This window comes from Nocardia heshunensis (genome assembly GCF_054782115.1).
On sequence record NZ_BAAGTC010000025.1, the window covers coordinates 1 to 21,708 of the forward strand.

Sequence of the window (21,708 nt, forward strand, 5' to 3'; positions counted from 1 at the left end):
TCGAATTGGCGCGCGCCGAGGGCGCGACGCTGTTCATGGTCGTGCACACTGCGCTCGCGGTCCTGCTCTCGCGCCTGTCGGGCTCCGACGACATCGCCATCGGCACCCCGATGGCCGGTCGTGGCGAGGCCGTACTGGACGACCTGATCGGCATGTTCGTCAACACACTGGTGTTCCGCACCCAGGTCGACGGCGGGGAACCGTTCAACATTCTGCTGGCGCGCCAGCGCGAGACCGACATCCAGGCCTACGCCAACGCCGACGTGCCGTTCGAGCGCCTGGTCGAGGTGCTCAACCCGGCCCGCTCCACCGCGCGCCACCCGCTGTTCCAGGTGGGTCTGTCCTTCCAGAACCTGACCCGCTCCACCCTGGAACTGCCGGGGCTGAGCGTGTCCGGCCTGGACGTGGACACCGAGCTGTCGCAGTTCGACCTGCACCTCATCGTCTCCGACATCTACGGTGAAGACGGTGCGGCACAGGGCATCACGGGCATCCTGACCTACGCCACCGATATCTTCGACCGCGACACCGTGGACGGCTTCGCGCAACGATTCGTGCACCTGCTGCGCGCCATCGTCGCCGCACCGCGCACCACGGTCGGGGCGATCGAGCTACTGGCCCCGGCCGAGCGGACCGAGATCCTCGAGGCGCGCAATGCGACCGCGCACCAGGTGGATTCGAGCGCGACGCTGGTCTCGATGCTCAATGCGACCGTGGCGGCCAAGCCGACCGCGATCGCGCTCATCGGGCCCGACGGGCAGACGCTGACCTACGCCGAACTCGGCGCACGGGTCAACGGACTTGCCCGGCACCTGATCTCGCTGGGCGTGGGCCCGGAGGCACGGGTGGCGCTGGCGCTGCGGCGCTCGGTGGATCTGGTCGTGGCGATGTACGCGGTGTCGGTCGCCGGTGGTGCGTATGTGCCGGTGGATCCGGATCAGCCTGCCGAGCGGACCGGGTACATCCTGGAAACCGCCGCGCCGGTGTGTGTGCTGACCAATGCCGACGCCGAGTTCTCGACCGATGTCGCGCCGCTGGTGCGGATGGACGAGATCGCGGCCGGCGCCAACCTCGGCCCGGTCACCGATTTCGAGCGGGTCGCCCCGCTGCGGCCCGAGCACACGGCCTACGTCATCTTCACTTCCGGCTCGACCGGTCGGCCGAAGGGTGTGGCGCTGCCGCATGCGGCGATCGCCAACCAGTTGCAGTGGAAGACGTCGGAATTCGGGCTCGGCGCGGATGATGCGGTGCTGCTCAAGACGGCCGCGACGTTCGACTTGTCGGTGTGGGAGTTCTGGTCGGCCGCCGTGTCCGGTGGTCGTCTGGTCATCGCTTCCGCTGACGGACACCGTGATCCGGCGTACCTCAACGAGCTGATGGCTCGCGAACGGGTCACCACGCTGCACGTGGTGCCGTCCATGCTGGACTCGCTGCTCACCGAAGCCGAAGGGACGCTGACGGATTCGCTGCGTCGCGTGCTGGCCATCGGCGAGGCGTTGCCCGCATCCGTGGCGCAGCGCTTTCGCACCGGGAACCCGGACGCTGGGCTGTTCAACCTCTACGGTCCGACCGAAGCCGCAGTGTCCATCACCAGCCACCGGGTTACCGACGCCGACTCCGGCGCGGTGTCCATCGGTGTGCCGGAATGGAATTCGCAGGTCTACGTCCTCGATGCACGTCTGAACCTGGTGCCCGACGGTGTCGCCGGTGAGCTGTATCTTGCCGGTGCGCAGCTGGCACGCGGCTACTTCGCGCGTCCGGATCTGACGGCGGATCGGTTCGTGGCCAACCCGTTCGCGGTGGGCGAGCGCATGTACCGCACCGGCGACCTTGTCGCCTGGAATGACGGCGAGCTCGATTACCGGGGTCGTACCGACTTCCAGGTGAAGATCCGTGGCTTCCGTATCGAGCTGGGTGAGATCGAGGCTGCGCTGCTCGCGCTGCCGGAGATCGCGCAGACCGCCGTGATCGCCAAGCAGGATGCCCGCACGGGTGACCGTCTGGTCGCCTACCTGGTGCCGACCGGCTCGGGTGTGGATGTGCCGCTGGTGAAGTCGGCGCTGAGCTCGGCGCTGCCGTCCTACATGGTGCCGTCGGCGTTCGTGGTCCTCGAGGCGCTGCCGCTCAATGTGAACGGCAAGCTGGACCGCAAGGCACTGCCCGAGCCCGAGTTCGAGACCACGGCCTTCCGTGCCCCGTCCACGCCGATCGAAGAGATCGTGGCGGGCGTCATCGCGGACGTGCTCGGTGTCGAGCGGGTCGGTGCGGATGACGACTTCTTCGCCCTCGGCGGCAACTCGCTGCTCGCCACCCAGGTCGCCGCGCGTATCGGCGCGGCCCTGGATGCGCGGGTGCCGGTGCGTGCCGTGTTCGAGGCGTCGACCGTCTCCGGGCTGGCCGCCAAGGTCGAGCAGCATGCCGGAGCGGGAGATCGCAAGGCGCTGACCGCCGGACCGCGTCCGGAGAATGTGCCGCTGTCGCTGGCACAGCAGCGCATGTGGTTCCTCAACCAGTTCGACACCGCCTCGGCCGCGTACAACGTGCCCGTCGCGGTGCGGTTGACCGGTGCGCTGGATGTGGAGGCGCTGCAGCAGGCCGTCGCCGATGTGATCGGACGCCACGAGACGCTGCGCACCATCTACCCGCAGGTGAACGGTGCGGCGACGCAGGCGATCGTGCCTGCCGCGCAGGCGGTTCCGGATCTGACGCCGATCGTGGTGTCGGTGGACTCGGTGACCGAGCGGATCGCCGCGGTCATCGGTACCGGGTTCGACGTGACCGTCGAGGTTCCGGTGCACGCCAAGCTGTTCCGCGTCGACGGCAGCACGGAGTCCATGGGCGGCTCCGCCGCCGCGGTCGAGCACGTGCTCGTCTTCGTCACCCATCACATCGCCGCCGACGGCTGGTCCATGGGCCCGCTCACTCGCGACGTCATGGTGGCCTACGCCTCCCGCGCCGCCGGTGTCGCGCCCGCCTGGGCTCCGCTGCCGGTGCAGTACGCCGACTTCTCCATCTGGCAGCGCGAGCTGCTCGGTGCCGAGGACGACGCCACCAGTCTCATTGCCTCGCAGGCCGATTACTGGCGCACCGCGCTGGCCGACCTGCCCGACGAGCTGAACCTGCCCTCGGATCGGCCGCGCCCCAATGCGCAGTCCTTCCGCGGCGGCCGGGTGTTGTTCCCGATCGGCAACGATCTGCACCGCGGGCTGCAGCAGATCGCGCGCACCAATAACGCGACCATGTTCATGGTCGTGCACACGGCGCTCGCGGCCTTCCTGGCTCGACTGTCCGGTACCACCGACATCGCCATCGGCGCGCCCATCGCGGGCCGTGGCGAGGCCGAGCTGGACGACCTGATCGGCATGTTCGTCAACACCCTGGTGCTGCGCACCGAGGTGACGGGACGCGAGAGCTTCACCGAGCTGCTGGCGCGCGCCAAGGACAGTGACCTGCAGGCGTTCGCGCACGCCGACATTCCGTTCGAGCGGCTCGTCGAGCTGCTCAACCCGGAACGCTCCACCGCGCGGCACCCGCTGTTCCAGGTGGCGCTGTCGTTCGAGAACCTGCCCGACAGCTCCTTCGAGCTGCCCGCGCTGCGGGTCGCGGCGGTCGAGTTCGAGAACGAGGTCGCCAAGTTCGACCTGCAGCTCACGCTGACCGAGGCCGAGCCGGGTCAGGGCATGTATGCCGAATTCGGTTACGCCCGTGACCTGTTCGATCAGGAGACCGTGGAGGGCTTCGCGGAGCGGTTCACCCGACTGCTCGGCGAGATCGTCGCCGCGCCGCGCGTCCCGGTCGGCGACCTGTCGATCCTCGCCGAGGACGAGCGCGCGGATCTGATCTCGCGCACCGGCGGACCGGCCATCGCGCCGCGCACGCTGCCCGAGCTGCTGGCCGATGCTGTCGCCAACAACCCGGTCGGCGAGGCGGTCGTCTTCGACGGGCAGGGTCTCGGCTACGCCGAACTCGACGCGGCCTCCTCGCGCCTGGCGCGCGTGCTCATGGAGCGCGGGGCCGGGCCGGAAACCCGTGTGGCCGTGGCCATCCGGCGTTCGTTCGAATCGGTGCTGGCCATCTGGGCCGTCGCCAAGTCGGGTGCGGCGTTCGTGCCGGTCGATCCGTCCTACCCGGGCGATCGCATCGCGCACATGGTCGACGACTCCGGCGCGGTGCTGGGTCTGACCGTCGACGCCGAGCTCGAGGGGCTGCCGCCGGTCAAGAGCCTGGCGGGCTGGATCTCGCTCGACGATCCGATGGTGCAGGCCGAAATCGCCTCGCACTCGGCCGAACCCGTCACCGACACCGAGCGGTGGGCTCCGGTCCGGCCGGAACATGTTGCCTACGTGATCTACACGTCGGGCACCACGGGTGTGCCGAAGGGCGTCGTGGTCACCCACGCCGGTCTGGCCAACTTCGCGGTCGAGCAGGTGGTCCGCTACGGGCTCGACTCCGGTTCGCGGACACTGCATTTCGCGTCGCCGTCGTTCGACGCTTCCATCCTGGAATTCCTGCTCGCCGTGGGCGCGGGCGGCACCATGGTGGTCGTCGCGCCGGGCGTCTTCGGTGGTGCGGAACTGTCGGAGCTGATGCAGCGCGAGCGGGTCACGCACGCGTTCATCACCCCGGCGGCGCTGTCGACCTTCGATCCCAAGGGGCTGGATTCGCTGCGGGTGCTGGTCGCCGGTGGTGAAGCGGTGTCGCCGGATGTGGTCGCCAAGTGGGCGGTTCCGATTCCCGACGGGACCCTGCGGGACGGCGCGACCCGCGCGTTCCACAATGCCTACGGCCCGACCGAGGCCACCGTCGCCACCAATATCAGTGGCGCGCTGGCGGCGGGTGAGCCGGTCACCATCGGTGGACCGATTCGCGGCATGCGGGCCATGGTGCTGGATGCGCGGTTGCGTCCGGTGCCGGTCGGCGTCGCGGGTGAGCTGTACGTGGCTGGTATTCAGCTGGCGCGTGGCTACCACGAGCGGCCCGGCTTGAGTGCCGAGCGGTTCGTCGCCGACCCGTACGCGGCCGGTGAGCGCATGTACCGCACCGGTGACGTCGTGCGGTGGACCGCAGACGGCACCGTGGAGTACGTGGGCCGCAATGACTTCCAGGTCAAGGTGCGTGGTTTCCGCATCGAACTGGGGGAGATCGACGCGGCGCTGGTCTCGCACGAGTCCGTGGACTTCGCGGTCACCGTGGGACACAAGACTGCTGCCGGTGCGACCGTGCTCGCGGCCTATGTGTTGCCGGTGCCGGGTCAGACCATCGACACCGCTGCTCTGACCGAGCATGTCGCCGGTCGACTGCCGGAATACATGGTGCCGACGGCGATCACGGTTCTCGACGCGATCCCGTTGACCCCCGCGGGCAAGCTCGATCGCCGGGCGCTGCCCGAACCGGTGTTCACCGCGCGCGACTTCCGCGCTCCGGTCACCGAAATGGAAGCGGCCATCGCGGAGGTCTTCGCGGAGCTGCTCGGGGCCGAGCAGGTCGGCGCGGACGACTCGTTCTTCGCGCTCGGCGGTGACTCGATCCTGTCGATTCAGCTGGTCTCGGCGGCCAAGGCGCGCGGCATCGTGTTCTCGCCGCGCGACGTATTCGACAAGCGGACCCCGGCCGGGCTGGCCGAGGTCGCGACGCTGCGCGGGGAGACCGAGCAGGTCAAGCTGGCCGAGCTGCCGGGCGGCGGGGTCGGCGAGATTCCGCTGACGCCGATCATGCACGCGACGCTGTCGAGTGGGTCGTCGTTCGAACGGTTCTCGCAGACCATGCCGCTGCGACTGCCCGACGGCATCGACCGGCAGACGCTGGTCGGGGCGCTGTCCGCGGTGTTCGATCACCACGATGTGCTGCGGTCGCGACTGCGCGGGAACGCCACGGACGGCTTCGAATTCGAGGTGCTGCCGCGGGGTGACGTCGATGTCGACGCGCTGGTGCATCGAGTCGAGCTGGCCGGGGATGTCTCCGACGAGGAGCTGACCCGGGTCGGCAGCATCGAATTCGATGCCGCGCTCGGCCGCCTGGATCCGGCGAATGCCGTGATGGCGCAGTTCGTTTGGTTCGCCTTCGGCGGCCCCGACGAGACGCGCGTGCGTCGCGATGTGCTGCTGATCATCGCCCACCACCTGGTGGTCGACGGTGTCTCCTGGCGCATCCTGATTCCGGACCTGGGTCTGGCGTGGTCGCAGATCGCGTTCGATCAGCCGCTGGCGCTGCCCGAGACCGGGACGTCGCTGCGGCGCTGGGCGCACGCCCTCGTCGAGGAGTCGCGCAATCCGGAGCGGGTCGCGGAAATGCCGTTCTGGCAGCGGGTTACCGAGACGCCGGATCCGCTGCTGGGTTCACGGGCGTTCGATCCGAAGGTCGACACGTTCTCGACGCTCGAGCGCATCGAGGTCAGCGTGCCGGCCTCGGTCACCGAAGCTGTTTTGACCGCTGTCCCGGGCCTGTACCGCGGTGGCGTCAACGACGGTCTGCTGACGGCGCTGGCCATGGCGGTCACCCGCTGGCGTGGCCAGACCGCGGGCGGCTCCGCGCTGATCAAGCTCGAAGGCCACGGCCGCGAAGAGGAAATCGTTGCGGGCGCGGATCTTTCGCGCACGGTCGGCTGGTTCACCGCCGCCTTCCCGGTGCGACTGGATCTGCACGACGCCGACCTCACCGAAGCGTTCGCGGGCGGAAAAGCCCTGGGCGACATCGTGAAATCGGTCAAGGAACAGTTGCTGGCGCTGCCCGACAAGGGTCTGGGCTGGGGTCTGCTGCGCTACCTCAACCCCGAAACCGGCTCGCAGCTGCGGGATGTCGGCCAGATCAGCTTCAACTACCTGGGCCGCATGTCGGCGGGCGAGGTGCCCGAGGGCATGGCCGAACTCGGCTGGGTGCCCGTCGACGACCTGGGTCGCCTCGACGGCGACATGGACGCCGACATGCCCGCCAACGCCACCCTCGACATCAATGCCATCGTCACCGACGGTGAGGACGGCCCGCAGTTGGGTGCCGCCTTCTCCTTCCCGCGCGGGCTGCTCGAGCGGGAACGGGTGCAGGAGTTCGCGGACCTGTTCGTGGCGGCGCTGACCGCGCTGGCCACGCACACCAAGCGGCCCGAGGCCGGTGGCTTCACGCCGTCGGATCTGCCGCTGGTGCGGGTCGGCCAGTCCGATATCGAGGTGTGGGAGAAGTCCTACCCGGCGCTGTCGGACGTGTGGCCGCTCTCGCCGCTGCAGTCGGGTCTGCTGTTCCACGCGATGCTCACCCAGAACACGGTGGACGTCTACACCATTCAGACCGTGCTCGACCTGAGCGGTGTGGTGGACATCGACCGGCTGAAGGTGGCCGCGCAGGCCATTCTCGACCGGTACCCGAGCCTGCGGACCGCGTTCGTCACCGACTCCGACGGTCAAGCCCACCAGGTGGTGCTGGACCGGGTCGAGGCCCCGTTCAAGGTCATCGATCTCACGGATCTGCCGGAGGCCGAACGCAATCCGCGCATGCGGGAGCTGATCGCCGTCGAGCAGGCCGAGCACTTCGACCTGTCCGCCGCGCCGCTCATGCGGTTCACCGTGTTCCGCATCAACGACGAGCTGGTGCACCTCGTGATCACCACCCACCACATCCTGGTGGACGGCTGGTCCATGCCGCTGCTCATGCGCGACCTGCTGGTGCTGTACGCGGTGCGCGGGGACCTGTCGGCGCTGCCGCGGGTGGCGTCGTTCCGCAACTACCTGGCCTGGCTGGCCGGGCGGGACCGCAACGAATCCCTCGGGGCGTGGCGTCGCGCCCTGGCCGGGGTCAGCGAGCCGACCGCGCTCGCACCCGCCCCGACCCGGGACGAGAACTACGAAATCGGCCGCCACACCCTGGATATCGATGCCGAACGCACCCGCGCGCTCGCCAAGCGCGCCGGGGAACTCAACGTCACGCTCAACACGCTGATCCAGACCTCCTGGGCAGTGCTGGTCGGCCGCCTCACCGGGCGCAGCGACGTGGTGTTCGGCGCGACCGTGTCCGGCCGCCCCGGCGACCTGCCGGGCGTGGAATCCATGGTGGGTCTGTTCATCAACACGGTGCCGGTGCGCATCCGCGTCGATGACCGGTTGAGCATCGCGGGCCTGCTGCAGCGGGTCCAGAGCGATCAGGCCGAACTGCTCGAGCACCACCACATCGGACTGCCGGAGATTCAGCGGTTGGCCGGTGCCGGAGCGGAATTCGACACCATGATGGCGTTCGAGTCCTACCCGGTCGACAAGGACGCCATCGCGGCGGCCAGCTCCATCGACGGCATGTCGGTCAGTGGTGTCGGCATCAACGACAACACCCACTACCCGATGAGCCTGGTCGTGATGGCGGGCGAGAGCATCGACATCTCGATGCGCTACCTCGCCAGCCGCTTCAGCGCCGACGAGGTGGCCACCCTGGCCGCGCGGTTCAACCGCATCCTCGAGGCACTGCTCGGCGACCCGGAGGGCCTGGTCGGCGACATCGACATCCTCGATGCCGGTGAACGTGCCCGCATCCTCGCGGAAAGCACCGTCACCCCTGCGGATTCGGCCGTCGACGCCGCCCGCGTCGGCACCGCCACCGTGGCCAACGTGCTCGCCGAAGTAGTCGAAGAGGACCCGCAGGCCCCCGCCCTGCTCTCCGACGGCCAGGAAATCGCCTACCACGTCCTGGACCGCCGCAGCTCCCAGCTCGCCCGCCTCCTCATCGACCGCGGCGCAGGCCCCGGCGACATCGTCGCCGTAGCCCTCCCGCACACCGTCGACGCGGTAGTGGCGGTCTGGGCCATCCACAAGGCGGGCGCGGCGGTGTTGTACGCCAACGGCCTCTCCTTCGGCGAAATCCTCGCCGCCGGAGCCGGTTTCGGCATCGCCCAAGAGCCCGCAGCAAGCTCCGTCCGCTGGCTCGTCCCCTCCGACCCGAAGGTCCAGGCGGACCTCGCCACCCGCCCGGCCCACCCGGTCTCCTACACCGACCGAGTCCGCCCCCTCTCCGAATCCGACCCCGCCTTCATCTACCGCCACGCCGAAACCTGGGCCACCCTCACCCAGTCCGAGGCCCTGGACCGCGCAGCCACCCTCCGCGCAGACAACGAAATCGACTACGAATCAACCACCTTCACGTTGTCCTCCACCGGCCTCCCCGCCATCGGAGAATTCCTAGCCTCGGCCACCGCCGGTGCCCTCTCCGTCCTCCCCTCCGGCGACCTAGCCGCCGACCTGGAAGACGGCGAAGTAACCCACTGGTTCACCGTCGAAGGCGACCCCACCGACGAAGCCGGCGAAGAAATCCGCACCATCTCCAGCTAGCCCCGCGCCAGCCGGTGACGAACCCACAGCGGTTCGTCACCGGCGAGCCACCACACCAACACATCTCGGGCTTCGGCTTGCTCCTGACGTAACGTCAGGTCCTACCGTCGGCGCTACCAGCGCGAGGTGCGCCGGTGGAAGTGAGATGAAAGCGGATGGGCGAGACGGGAATCGAGCAGGTGTGGAAGGTCGGTGAGCTCGCGGCCGAGGCCGGACTCACGGTTCGAACGCTGCATCACTACGACCGCATCGGATTGGTCCGCCCAGCCGGGCGCACCAACACCGGTCACCGGCTCTACACCGAATCCGATGTCCAGCGCCTATATCAAGTTCTGGCCCTACGCCAGCTAGGTCTGGGATTGGACCAGATCGCCAACGTCCTCGCGGGCACCGTGCCCATGGCGAGGGTATTGGCCGCACATCGCGATTATCTGGCCGCTCAGCTGATTGCGACACAGGACCTGTACACCCTCGTTGCGGCACTGGCGACAACAGCGGAAAACCGCCCCGACATCTCTTCGGATCACTTCCTGGGTTTGATCAGGAGGACCGTCATGACCGACAACACCGCCAAGCAATATTTCACCCAAGAAGTTGCCAACGCATTCACCACCCTCTACTTCGCGCAACTCGCAGCCCAGCAAGGCGCACTGGAGTTTTGGTATGCCGACAATGCGCAACTCAAAGTCGGAGACACTCCGTACACGGGCCCAACAGCGATCATCGAGCAGCTCACCCAATTCCCGCACGCCGCATACAACGTCAACGCGATCGACGTCCAGTCGGACACCAATGTCTCTGCGCAACTCCGGGTCACCGGAAATCTCACACGGAGCGAAGCCCCAGACTCTCGCCCTTTCGAGACATCCTTCACCCTGAACCGATCCTCGCCCACCGCCGCCTACCTGATCGCCACCCAAACCTTCCGAGTCGTCATCTAGACCGAGGCCCACGACCCACCCACACCCCGCCCCGATTTCCGGTCACCAACCCTCCATACCGACCAGTTCGGCCAGTGCGTTCAGCGGCAAGGCAGGGCGTTCGAAGTGCAGGCATGGAGCCGGTGCCTTGTGGGCGCCCGAGTGGCGGGGCCGAGAACGAGATTCCTTCGCCTGACCACGAATTCGGGCTGCGCTTCGATGCGCTGGTTGGCAGCATGTCGGGATCCCGGATTTGCAGTGGTGTGATGTCGAGGAGCTATTCGACCCCGACATGATGGGTTCCCTACCGGATGTGTACGTCCAGGAGGCATCGGTCGAAGACTGGCAAGCGGTGTTCGACCTGATTCGTTCGCAGGGGTGGGCCTGGGAGTACCGCGAGGGTGATCGCAAGCAGGAGTTGCCCGCTGCCGCGGAGGTGTTGTCCCGACCGGACGATGCCGAGTGCGTGACACTGCAGGTCTGGCCAGTGCCGAACGTGCAAATCATCTTTCGTCCTCGGCCCGGCGAGATCGATTTCGACCTTCGCGAGTTGCAGAGCCAAGCCGGGGTGGACATTCTGTGCGACTTCCTGCACGCGATCGGGCGGCGGCTGGGCAAACCTGTGCTCATGTGCTCAGAGTTCGACTCTTTCAGCTCCCGATTCCTGGTCCTGGGATTCGACCCCGGCGCCGACCGTGTGGTGCTGCTGGCCGACCGACTCTAAGCCTTCAGCGGGGCCTGGTGTGCGGTCTGGGATCCCATTCACGACGCCGTGATCATCTCCGCAATTCGTCAGGGCCTGTGCCGCACCGGGTGCCCTTCGAACCGAGCGATCAGCGGCAGTTCCGGATCCTCGGGCGCTCGCCGACCGCCGCCGATCCCACACCTTCCCAGCAATACCGAGGTCGTAATCATCAGCACCAGAAGATATCTCATCGCCGAGTGGCACATCCTGGAGATGTTCGGCTGGTTTGTCCTCCATTTTGTGCCACTCGACATTCGGCATGCGAGGACGTTCTCGCCGCCGACAGCTTGCGCTGGCCACGATCAGCGCCGTATGCGGCATTACAGGACGGCAATTGCGATCAGCCATGGGCAACGACTGTCGGTAGGATTTGCCCGTCATAGAACTACAGAGGGCGACTCGAACATGCATGTGGAGATCGATGGCGCGGTGGAAATCGCGCGGACCGCAGCGAGTTTCAACTGGAGTTGGACGGACGCCGACCTTGTGAGGTTCTGTCAGGCCCTCGATTGGCAGGTGACCCGTCGGCGTCCGAAGGGCGCCCGTTTGGCGACCAACCTCGGCGTCAACCGACCTCGAGCAGATGTGTCCATCACCGATGGCAGCGTTCGGGAAATCATGGTGTGGGTGTCGGATATCCCAGACACGGTGGACGATGCGGTGAGTGCTGCGATCGGTGATGGGTACGAAGAAATCCATGCTCGCATTGAAGGGGAGTTCGGCCCGCCCACCAGAACGGTGTTCGGCGAGGCACCGAGGGCGGGTTGGTATCTCCCGGATGTCGTGATTTTCCTCGGTGTGATGGAGCGGTCGTTGGACCTCTGTCTCGTGAACCCGGAATCTCAACGGCTTCGCGACGTGCCAGAGCAGGTCCCTCGAATCTGGAAGTTCTAGACCGAACTCCACATTGCGCGCTCGTCGGCATGGTGGTGCGATCCGCGGGCCGAGATGATCTCGGCTCGTTGATCTTCGGCCTTGGTGAATGTGTCGGTGCCGAAGGGCATAGTGCGTCTCGTGGGCTATGACGTGGTGGTGTGGGAAGGCGACCGGCCGCGGGATGACGACGATCTGGGCGTCATCCTCAGTGGCATCGCAACGTGCTATTTGGATGTGCGGGTCGGAAGACTGCAACCACCGAGCGAGACCATTGCTGGCTTCGTCGAAGCGCTGCTGCAGCGTTGGCCAGATATCGAGAACGAAGGCAGCCCTTGGGCGGCGACAGTGACCGGAAGCGCGAACGGCCCGGTGCTGAGTCTCGCAATCGACTGGTCTCGAGCAGCCGAGGTGGCTGCGGGCGTCGCTGAACTGGCGGCCGAATACGGCCTGCAATGCTTCGGCGATCCTGCAACCGGGATTCCGCCAATATTTGCTCGGGTTACTCGCTAGCGAGTGTCGACGTCGAATCGACACGGCCAGTCGATCTTCCAAGGCGCGGCGCACACCCTGGACGGGATTTGCTCGATCTGGCTTCCAATATGCGCCGCTCGACGAGCATTGCCCATTGAAGTGGGGGCATGTGATGTGAAATATACGCTATTCGGAATCGCTAGGGTTGGGGCGTTATCTCTTCGGGATGGGGGGACTCATGGTGTCCAAGAACGACAATCGAACACTGCTTCGCGGATCGCTCGCCGCGGCTGCGCTTTTCGCCGGACTGGCCGTGGTCAAGGGCGCGGCCGTTGCCACACCCCTCACCGCCGCATCGGTCGCGGCGACCACGACGGCCACGCCGGGGACATCAACAGGATCGGGAACCGGGTCGGCGACCTTCTGGCTCACCAACCTATTGCACGGCTGCACCGGAAATATGTACTGGGACCCGACCTACAACGCGTGCAACATGCACGGATCCGGCACAGGATAGTACGACCACAAGACAGTGCGTCTGGCTGTCCGAACTTCCCGCAACCCAACACCCAAGCGCGACCCCGATCCTCGCAGTACCTCCCCGTTCCACGTCGGCTTCGATCCGGCTGTCCTGCAGCACCTGTGGGCTGAGGTCAGTGACTCGTTCTCGGGACCGGCGATTCTGCTACATGCCGACCTCTGGTGGGACCCCGGCGGGGCCTTTGAATTCGTCGATCGGGTACTCCGGAACCTTCAGGCGGCGCAATGCTTCTCGTCGGGCGCGGCGCTCCTTCGGGAGTCTGCGGAGTGCTAGGCGGAACTCGATCTCGAAGTAGATCAGTGCGCCGAGCACGATCACGACGACTACACCGCCGATGATCGTGAGTGCTATGCCTAGCCACATGTCATCAGTGTGCGTCAGAAACTGGTGCTGGGTCCTGGCGTAGGCACTCCGCCCTCGCTGGAAATGTCTGGGGTGCCGCAGATTTCGGTGGCGGCGGGTGGATGACCTTGGCGGTTTTCCGCCAGCTTGTGGGGGGTTGCGGTCATAGCGTGGTGGGCATGACTGTTGACAACAGAAGCGTTGTGCAGGGGGCTTGGCGGGCGTTCGCGGGGCATGATGCCGCGGAGATCGCGGCGTTCTTCACTGCTGATGCGGAGTGGCTTGCGCCGGCGGGCAATGCGACGGCGGTGGCGTTGAACGGGCCCAGCCATATGGTCGGGCGCGAGGTGATTACGCAGTTCATTGCCAATGATTTTCGGCGGTTGTTCGTGAGCGATGTTGTGGTGGACTTTCATGGTTTCTACGCCGATGGGGATCGGGTGATCGTGGAGGAGACGATGAGTGCCACGCTGGCGAACGGGGGTCGGTATCGCAACGACTACTGCTTCGTGTTCGAGTTGCGCGACGGGCTGATTCACCGAGTCCGGGAGTACATGGACACTGCCCGCGGTCACCGTGACATCTTCGGCGATCCGTCCACTGTCGACAGTCGAGACCTGGTGGTTTAGCGGAGCTTTTGGACGTGAGTGGTTTCGGCGGTGAGGGGGGTGCCGTCGGCGCCGGTGGGGGTGAGGTCGGGGACCGGGGTGCCGTGTTGGTCGAGCAGGAGGGAGTGGGGTTCGCCGGGGGTGAAGGCGTGGCGTTGGCCCCATTGGCGGAGGGTGAGGATTACGGGGAAGAGGTCGTGGCCGGAGGGGGTCAGGACGTATTCCTGGCGGCGGCCGGAGGGGGCCGGCTGTTGGGTTAGGAGGCCGTGGTCGGTTAGTTTGCGGAGGCGGTCGGTGAGGATGTTGCGGGCTATGCCGGTGCGGCGTTGGAATTCGGTGAACGAGCGGGCGCCGTCTATCGCGTCTCGGATGATCAGCAGGGTCCACTTGTCGCCGACCAGGTCGAGGGTGCGGGCGGCGGGGCATTCGGGGTCGGTCCAGGCGGGGTTCGGTGGGTGAACGGTGTTGCGCGACATGGCACCTCCCGATCGGTTGCGAATTGAGACCATTATGCCTTACGGTCGAAATGGTTTCAATTTGCTACTGATTGGGGTTGGGATGAATGCGTGGAGGCGCTTGCTACTCGCTACCGTCGGCGGGGTCGCGGTGGCGAGTATCTATGCGGCACAACCTGTTCTGGCGCCGATGGGGGACGATCTCGACGTATCGGCCGGACTGACGGGGTGGTTCGTCTCGATCGCCCAGTTCGGCTATCTCATCGGGCTGGTGCTGCTGGTGCCGCTCGGCGATGTGGTGCTCGACAGGCGGCGACTCATCGCCGTGCACCTGACGCTCACCGCGGCGGGATTGCTGCTGACGGCGTCGGCATCGACAGGAGGCGTGGCACTGGCCGGGCTCGCCATGGCGGGGTTGTTCGCGGTCGTCGTGCAAACCACGGTGGCCTACGCCGCCTCGATCTCCTCGCCCGCCGAACGAGGTCGCACCATCGGCGTCGTGACCTCGGGCGTTGTCACGGGAATCCTGGGCGCACGGGTGGTCACCGGCGTGCTTGCCGACCTATGGGGTTGGCGCAGTGTCTATTTCGTGCTGGCGGCGCTGCTGCTCGCGTTCGCCGCCCTCGTGCCCGCCGTGCTGCCGCGGGAGGAGCGCCCGCTCCGGCTCGGCGGATATCGCCCGGCCCTGATCTCGCTCGGCGCATTGTTCACGCAGCGCGCCTTCCTCACGCGCGGCCTGATCGCGTTCTTCTTGTTCGCCTCGTTCGGAACCCTGTGGAGCGGACTGTCTTTGCCGCTGTCCGCCGCCCCGTGGCACCTGAGCGAAACCCAGATCGGACTGTTCGGCCTTGCGGGCCTGGCCGGAACCCTCGGCGCGGCCCGCGCGGGCCGCTGGGCCGACGCCGGACGGACGCGCCTGGTCTCCGGCCTCGCACTGGCCCTGCTGATCGCCTCCTGGGCGGCGACCGGTCAACTGTCGCGGTCGCTCTGGATCCTGACGATCGGAATCGTATTGCTGGACTTCGCGGTTCAGGTCGTCCACGTGAGCAACCAGCACGTCCTCACCACGACCTACCCGGAACGCCTCAGCAACGTCCTGGGCGGATACATGATCTTCTACTCCCTGGGCTCAGCGGTCGGCGCAGCCACAACCACCACCCTGACCACTGCTCACGGCTGGCCCGCTGCCACCCTCGCCGGAGCCGCCTTCGCGACCTGCGCACTGCTTGTCTGGGCAGTCGCCAGACAAGCTCGCACCACTCGAACGTTATTGGTGGATCACATCGGGTAGATGGCGTGTTTGCGCGGGTTGAATTCGGGCTTCGCCGTGGGCTTGGTGCGAAGCAGTCGGAGGGCCTGGCGGATTTCGAGGCGGGTGCGGGAGGGTTCGATGACTGCGTCGATGTAGCCGCGTTCCGCCGCGATCCATGGGGTGGCGACGGTTTCGTTGTACTGGTTGATCAGGTAGTCGCGGGCGGCGGCTCGCTGGTCTTCGGGGAGGGCGGCCAGTTGGCGCTTGCCGAGCAGATCGACCGCGCTCTCCGCGCCGATGACCGCGATTCGAGCGGTGGGCCAAGCGAAGCTGATATCCGCGCCCACCTGGCGGGCGGCCATCATGCCGTACGCGCCGCCATAGGACTTGCGGACCACCAGATTGATGATGGGAACGGTGGCCTCGATGATGGCGCGCGGGACGCGGCCGCCTCGGATGATCACGCCCGCGGCCTCTTCCGAGAGACCCGGCAATACGCCCGGGGTGTCGGCGACGAACACCAGCGGGATGTTGAAGGCGTCGCAGAGGCGGATGAAGTAGGTGGATTTGTCGGAGCAGGCCGCGTCGATCGAACCACCCAGGACCAAGGGCTGATTGGCGATCACGCCGACGGGATAGCCGTCGACGCGGGCGAAGCCGGTGATCAGATTCGGGGCGAAAGCGGCTCGGATCTCATGGAATTCGCCGTCGTCGAACAGCCGCAGCAGGATCTCGTGCATGTCGTAACCGGTGCGATCGGAGTCCGGAATGATCGTGTCGAGTTCCAGGTCGTAAGCCGTAATCTCCGGCTCCAGACCGGGATTCACGATCGGCGGCTGCTCCAGGCAACTCGTCGGCATGTAGCTGAGGTAGTTGCGGGCCCACTCGTAGGCGTCCTGCTCGGTCTCGGCCACGTGGTGCAGGGTGCCGCGCTCGGCCTGCACCTTCGCGCCGCCGAGATCCTCGGCACTGACATCCTCACCGTTGACGGCCTTGATCACGTCCGGCCCGGTGACAAACATGTACGAGTCCTTGGTGCCGATCAGCACATCGGTATTGATCGGCCCGTACACCGAACCGGCCGCGCATTTGCCGAGAATGATCGACACCTGCGGCACATAGCCCGACAGTTTCTCCAGCACCCGCGAGATATCGCCGAACGAGGCGATGGAACCCACCGCGTCCTGGATTCGCGCACCACCCGAATCATTGATCGTCACCACCGGGCAGGCATTGTCGAACGCGAATTGCAGTGCCCGCATGAACTTCTGCGCCGACGTGACACCGACCGACCCGCCGTACACGGTCTGATCGTGAGAGATCACGACCACCGGACGCCCGCCGATCAAGCCGCGGCCGGTGACCAGTCCGTCACCGTAGAGCGCATCGGGCTGCCCGGGCTGCCGCGCCAAAGCGCCGGTCTCGATGAATGTTCCGGGATCGAGCAGCATGTTCACCCGCTGCCGAACACTCGGAATGCCCTTCTTCTCCCGCTTGGCGACGCCGGCCTCACCAGCCGGTTCCGCCGCCATCTCCAGGATCTTGGCTAGTTCATCGAGCTTCGCCCGCGTACCGATCACGCTCTGTGCCACCTTCTCAGCTAACAGTTGTGCACCAGCGAGGTTAAGCGGTGTCGACGCGATGTGGGGCAGCGAATGCGTCAAACGTGATAAATCACAGCTCACGGGGGTCGGGGATGCCCCTCCAATTGGGGGCACGGTGATCGAGGTAGGCGCGGACACCCTCTTTGGCATCGGGGTGAGCCATGAGGGTTCGGTGCAGATCGGTCTCCGCAATGCCGATTCGCGCCGCGTCGTTTTCGAAGCTGGACCACAGCAGCTGTTTGGACATCGCGACCGAGAGCGGCGCGGTGTTCACCGCGATATCGCGGGCCAGCGCCAGAGCAGCGGGCAGCACCTCCTCGGCCGGTACCGATTCGATTGCCAAACCCCAGTCCCGGGCCTGGCGGCCGTCGAATGTGGCCCCGGTCAACAGCAATTGCGCCGCCCGCGAGATACCGACGAGCCGGGGGAGCGTCCAATGCGAATAGGCGTCACCGATCATCGCGCGCCGGACTTGCGGGATGGCATATTTCGCATCCTCGGCCATGATGCGGATATCGCATTGCAGGGCAAGCGTCAGGCCGATCCCGATGGCATGACCGTTCACCGCCGCGATAACGGGCTTGCGCAGCCGCCAGGCGGGCGGATTCACCCCTGCGGCACTGAAATCCGCGCCCGGCTCGGTGAAAGTCGCGTCCCCCGAACTCAAATCCGCGCCCGCGCAGAAGGCGGGCGGCTGCCCGGTGAGGATGACGACCCGGATGTCATCGTCGGCGTCGCAGCTGCGAAAGGCGTGCGAGAGTTCCGCGCCCATCTCACGGTTGAAGGCATTGCGTTGCCGGGGCCGATCCAGCGTGATCGTCGCGATGCGTTCGTGCACAACGACATTCAGCGTCCGATATTCGTTCGCCGCGCTCCCATTGCTGTTCATGACATACCTCCGCACCCCAGCCAACCCGCCACACCCGCATGCCCGATAGCCCCGATTCCGGTGATCGGAACCACCGCCACCGACGGCCCTACCCGGTGATAAGGCTGAATCATGCTCCTCGACGTGCAACTCGATGCCCGGCCGGACCAACTCGCCGCCCGCGCCGCGGAATTCACCGCGCTCGGCGTCGACGGGCTGTTCACCTTCGAGGGCGCGCACGACGTCTTCGTTCCGCTGGCCGCCGTCGCGCCCACCACCGACCTGGACCTGATGACCAATGTCGCGGTGGCGCTGCCGCGCAGCCCCTTGCACGCCGCCCACGCCGCCTACGATCTGCAGTTGCTCAGCCGCGGCCGATTCCGGCTCGGCCTCGGCTCGCAGATCCGGCCGCACATCGAGCATCGCTACGGCGCGCAGTGGTCGCGCCCGGCCGCGCGCATGGGCGAATTCGTCTCCGCAGTCAAGACGATCCTGCAGGCCTGGCAGACCGGCGAACGCCTGAACTTCCGTGGCGAATTCACCCGCCACACCCTGATGCCGCCCGCTTTCGACCCCGGACCCAATCCGTACGGCGTGCCCCCGGTGCTGCTGGGCGCACTCGGCCCGCTCATGACCCGGACCGCCGCCGCCACCGCCGACGGACTGCTGGTCATGCCCTTCAACAGCGCCCGCCATTTTCGTGACCGCACCATGCCCGCCGTCCTCGACGGCCTCGAACGTGCGGGCCGCGACCTCGCCGATTTCACCGTCATCCCGCAGGTGATGGCGGCGGTCGGCCGTACCGGGGCCGAACTCGACAGGGCCCGAGCCGGAGTCCGCAAACTCATCGCCTTCTACGCCTCGACCCCGGCCTACCTGCCCGTCCTCGAGGTCGAGGGCCGCCCCGACCTGCAACCCCTCCTCGACACCTTGGCCAAACGTGCCGCCTTCGAGGAAATGGCCGAACTGATCGACGACGACCTGGTCTCGACCTTCGCGGTCGTCGGTACCCCCGAGGAATGCGCGACCGAGATCGCGGTCCGCTTCGGCCCGGTCGACCGGGTGTGCGTCTATTTCCCCGGCTACACCCCGGCCCCGGAACACCTCGCGGACCTGGCGCGCGCCCTGCACGCAGTGTCCTGACCCGAGCCACGCAGTGCTTTGATCCGCGCCACGCAGTGTCCTGACCGCCCCCACACGTTGCGATGCCGCCGCACGCTGCGATAAGCCGGTGAACGTGCGGTTCGCCCGTATCGTTCTCAGCGGGTGGGCCACCGGCGCGAGGAGGGGCAATGACGACCAATGGACAGATGGCGCTCGAACTGAACGGCTTGTTCAAGCGGTTCGGCGGACCCTGGGTGGTCGACGGGGTCAGCCTGCAGGTCCCGCCCGGATCCTTCTTCGGCCTGGTCGGCCCCAATGGCGCGGGCAAGACCACCACCCTCTCGATGGCGGTCGGCCTGCTGCGCCCCGATCAAGGCACCGCGCGCATCTTCGGCAACGACGTCTGGATGGACCCGGTGCGGGCCAAGACCGTCGTGGGCGTACTGCCCGACGGACTGGCCCTGCCGGAACGGCTCACCGGCCGAGAGTTGTTGAACTACACCGGATTACTGCGCGGCATGGACAAGGCGACCGTGGTCGGCCGAGCCGACGAGCTGCTGCACGTCCTGGAGCTGACCGGCGCGGAAAACACTGTGGTCGTGGACTATTCGGCCGGTATGCGCAAGAAGATCGGCCTCGCCACCGCCCTGCTGCACGCGCCGAAACTGCTCGTCCTCGACGAGCCGTTCGAGGCGGTGGACCCGGTGTCGGCGGGCACGATCCGCACCATCCTGCAGCGCTTCGTGGCCGCGGGCGGCTCGGTGGTGCTGTCCAGCCATGTGATGGCGCTGGTGGAGAGCATGTGCGACCGCGTCGCCATCATCAATCACGGCCGCATGGTGGCGGGCGGCACGCTCGCCGAAGTGCGCGGCGAAGGCACCCTCGAAGAGGCGTTCGTGCGCTTCGTCGGCGGCCGCCTCGGTGGCGAGGAGGGGCTGTCGTGGTTGGCGTCCTGATCCGCATGCGGCTCACGCTCATGCGCCGCAGCATGCGCGAAGGCCGTGCGGCCCTGAACTTCTGGATGGGCAGTTTCGTCGGTGTGGTCGTCGCGGGCATCACCGCGCTGCTGATCGCCACGGAGCACAACACCGTGCACGGCGGCGTCACCATCGCGGCCGCACTGTTCGCCGCCTGGACCCTGGGCTGGATCTGCGGTCCGGTGCTCACCGGCAGCAGCGATGAGACCCTGCAGCCCGAGCAATTCCGGTTGCTGCCGTTGACGACTCGGCAACTGGCGTACGGACTGGCCGCGGCCGCGTTCGTCGGCCCCGCCCCGATCGTCAATCTGATCGCGTTCGGCGGGCTGGTGCTGCTGGCCGCGCAGATCGGTGCGGGAGCCGTGGCGGTCGCGGTGCCGGGCGCGATCCTCCAGCTGGTGTTCGTGGTGCTGCTGTCACGGGTGGTGGTTGGCTGGCTGGGCGCGGCCATGCGCTCGCGGCGCGGCAAGGACCTCGGCGTGCTCTTCGCGGCCTTCATCGGATTGTCGTATTACCCACTGAACCTGCTGGTTTCGGCGATCGGGCCGAAACTCGACGGCGACCACAGCGCCCTGTCGGTGGTGTTGCGCGCCGTGCCGTCGGGCTGGGCCCCGTACGCCGTCGAGGCCGCCGCGCGCGGCGATTACCTGTTCGCGCTCCTGCCGTTGCTCGGTCTGGCGCTGCTGTCGCTGGTGCTGTGGCAGGCGTGGGCCGCGCTGCTGGAACGCCGTCTGACCACCCCGCCCGCCCCGGCGGGTCAGGTGGTCGACACCGACGACGGATTGCTGGAACGTTTCGTCCCCGCCACCCCGGTCGGTGCGGTGTTCACCAAGGAACTGCGCACCTGGTGGCGTGACGGCCGCCGCCGCGCCGCACTGTTGCCGCTGCTGCTGATCGGATTCGTGCTGCCGATCTTCCTGTCCATCCAATCGCACGGTAGCGGGACCGTCGTATTCTCGGGCGCATTCGTGGTCGGGCTGGCCAGCATGTCCGGCACCAACCTGTACGGATACGACGGCACCGCGGTCTGGCAAACCCTGGTGACCCCGGGTGCGGCTCGCGCGGATGTGCGCGGGCGGGCCTACGCCTGGCTGCTGCTGGTCGCGCCGCTGGCGGTGCTGGCGACGCTCATCCTGCCGGGCGTGATGGGCCGCGCCAACCTGTATCCGTGGGCGCTGGCGACACTTCCGGTGCTGCTCGGCGTGGGTGTCGGCGGGGTGGTGTTCATGTCCACGCACGCGGCGTTCGCCCTGCCGCCGCAGCGCGGCAACGCCTTCGCGGGTCAGGGGAATCCGGGCTGTATGAAGGCGCTCATGCAGTTCGGCGTGCTCGGGGTGCAGTTGCTGGCGGCGGCCCCGGTCCTGGTGCTGCTGGGAGTCGGTGCGGGCCTGCATATCCCACTACTGCAATGGGCGGCGCTACCGATCGGTCTGGTTATCGGCGGGTTTGCCGCGACACTCGGAATCCGCTGGGCCACCACCCGCTTGGAGAACAAGGGTCCCGAGCTGCTGGCGGACGTCAAACCGCGCTGATCTGCTCTTTCGCCACTGTCCGAGAGTATTCGGACACTCCCGGAGCCCGACGCGCCGCTACTCGGATCACGGTCGATCTCGTGTCCGAATTCGGGTAGCGCACTACTGCGGAAA

Annotated in this window: 15 protein-coding genes; 11 read left to right on the forward strand and 4 right to left on the reverse strand. The window is 67.0% G+C overall.

The genetic code is table 11. The features are described 5' to 3' along the window. The 6 genes from ACYVN4_RS39435 to ACYVN4_RS39460 form a co-directional block, all read left to right on the forward strand. Window positions 1-9,299, forward strand: a 9,299-nt coding sequence (locus ACYVN4_RS39435; protein ID WP_460728391.1) for an amino acid adenylation domain-containing protein, incomplete at its 5' end; no start/stop codon positions are given. Between the two features lie 155 nt (window positions 9,300-9,454). Beyond that, complete coding sequence (locus tag ACYVN4_RS39440) at window positions 9,455-10,240, forward strand: MerR family transcriptional regulator (RefSeq protein ID WP_460728393.1); 786 nt, start codon at window positions 9,455-9,457, stop codon at window positions 10,238-10,240. Between the two features lie 232 nt (window positions 10,241-10,472). Then, on the forward strand, window positions 10,473-10,943 hold the full coding sequence (locus ACYVN4_RS39445) for a hypothetical protein (RefSeq protein WP_460728395.1): 471 nt from the start codon (window positions 10,473-10,475) through the stop codon (window positions 10,941-10,943). 426 nt (window positions 10,944-11,369) lie between these two features. Further along, window positions 11,370-11,858, forward strand: a complete 489-nt coding sequence (locus tag ACYVN4_RS39450; RefSeq protein WP_460728397.1) for a DUF6301 family protein — start codon at window positions 11,370-11,372, stop codon at window positions 11,856-11,858. 120 nt (window positions 11,859-11,978) lie between these two features. Beyond that, a complete protein-coding gene (locus ACYVN4_RS39455) occupies window positions 11,979-12,350 on the forward strand; it encodes a hypothetical protein (RefSeq protein WP_460728399.1) in 372 nt (123 codons plus the stop codon). Between the two features lie 199 nt (window positions 12,351-12,549). After that, on the forward strand, window positions 12,550-12,828 hold the full coding sequence (locus ACYVN4_RS39460; RefSeq protein ID WP_460728401.1) for a hypothetical protein: 279 nt from the start codon (window positions 12,550-12,552) through the stop codon (window positions 12,826-12,828). Between the two features lie 168 nt (window positions 12,829-12,996). Here the strand turns inward: ACYVN4_RS39460 and ACYVN4_RS39465 are convergent, their stop codons facing one another. Beyond that, a complete protein-coding gene (locus ACYVN4_RS39465; protein ID WP_460728403.1) occupies window positions 12,997-13,215 on the reverse strand; it encodes a hypothetical protein in 219 nt (72 codons plus the stop codon). Window positions 13,216-13,373: 158 nt separating this feature from the next. On the opposite strand from ACYVN4_RS39465, the gene ACYVN4_RS39470 reads away from it, so the two are divergent. Further along, window positions 13,374-13,823 (forward strand): nuclear transport factor 2 family protein, encoded by a 450-nt coding sequence (locus tag ACYVN4_RS39470; RefSeq protein WP_460728405.1) that lies wholly within the window; start codon window positions 13,374-13,376, stop codon window positions 13,821-13,823. Here the strand turns inward: ACYVN4_RS39470 and ACYVN4_RS39475 are convergent. After that, window positions 13,820-14,278 (reverse strand): winged helix-turn-helix transcriptional regulator, encoded by a 459-nt coding sequence (locus ACYVN4_RS39475; RefSeq protein WP_460728407.1) that lies wholly within the window; start codon window positions 14,276-14,278, stop codon window positions 13,820-13,822. The genes ACYVN4_RS39470 and ACYVN4_RS39475 overlap by 4 nt on opposite strands. A gap of 100 nt (window positions 14,279-14,378) precedes the next feature. On the opposite strand from ACYVN4_RS39475, the gene ACYVN4_RS39480 reads away from it, so the two are divergent. Further along, window positions 14,379-15,548, forward strand: coding sequence for an MFS transporter (locus ACYVN4_RS39480; protein ID WP_460728409.1), 1,170 nt, complete (start codon window positions 14,379-14,381; stop codon window positions 15,546-15,548). On the opposite strand, the gene ACYVN4_RS39485 is transcribed toward ACYVN4_RS39480, so the two are convergent. Together ACYVN4_RS39485 and ACYVN4_RS39490 are read right to left on the reverse strand one after the other, a co-directional pair. Next, window positions 15,536-17,089: an acyl-CoA carboxylase subunit beta gene (locus tag ACYVN4_RS39485; RefSeq protein WP_460728411.1), complete on the reverse strand. Its 1,554-nt coding sequence runs from the start codon at window positions 17,087-17,089 to the stop codon at window positions 15,536-15,538. The genes ACYVN4_RS39480 and ACYVN4_RS39485 overlap by 13 nt on opposite strands. A 94-nt stretch (window positions 17,090-17,183) precedes the next feature. Next, the gene (locus ACYVN4_RS39490) at window positions 17,184-18,002 is read right to left on the reverse strand and encodes an enoyl-CoA hydratase/isomerase family protein (protein ID WP_460728413.1); all 819 of its coding nucleotides are present in this window, start codon (window positions 18,000-18,002) and stop codon (window positions 17,184-17,186) included. Between the two features lie 111 nt (window positions 18,003-18,113). Here ACYVN4_RS39490 and ACYVN4_RS39495 point away from each other — a divergent pair, with 111 nt between their 5' ends. The 3 genes from ACYVN4_RS39495 to ACYVN4_RS39505 all read left to right on the forward strand — a co-directional run bounded on the left by ACYVN4_RS39495 (window position 18,114) and on the right by ACYVN4_RS39505 (window position 21,594). Next, on the forward strand, window positions 18,114-19,124 hold the full coding sequence (locus tag ACYVN4_RS39495; RefSeq protein WP_460728415.1) for a TIGR03617 family F420-dependent LLM class oxidoreductase: 1,011 nt from the start codon (window positions 18,114-18,116) through the stop codon (window positions 19,122-19,124). A 149-nt stretch (window positions 19,125-19,273) separates the two neighbouring features. Further along, window positions 19,274-20,041, forward strand: coding sequence for an ABC transporter ATP-binding protein (locus ACYVN4_RS39500; protein WP_460728417.1), 768 nt, complete (start codon window positions 19,274-19,276; stop codon window positions 20,039-20,041). Next, window positions 20,026-21,594, forward strand: a complete 1,569-nt coding sequence (locus ACYVN4_RS39505; RefSeq protein WP_460728419.1) for a hypothetical protein — start codon at window positions 20,026-20,028, stop codon at window positions 21,592-21,594. Before ACYVN4_RS39500 ends, ACYVN4_RS39505 begins: the two co-directional genes overlap by 16 nt. Window positions 21,595-21,708: the final 114 nt, after the last annotated feature.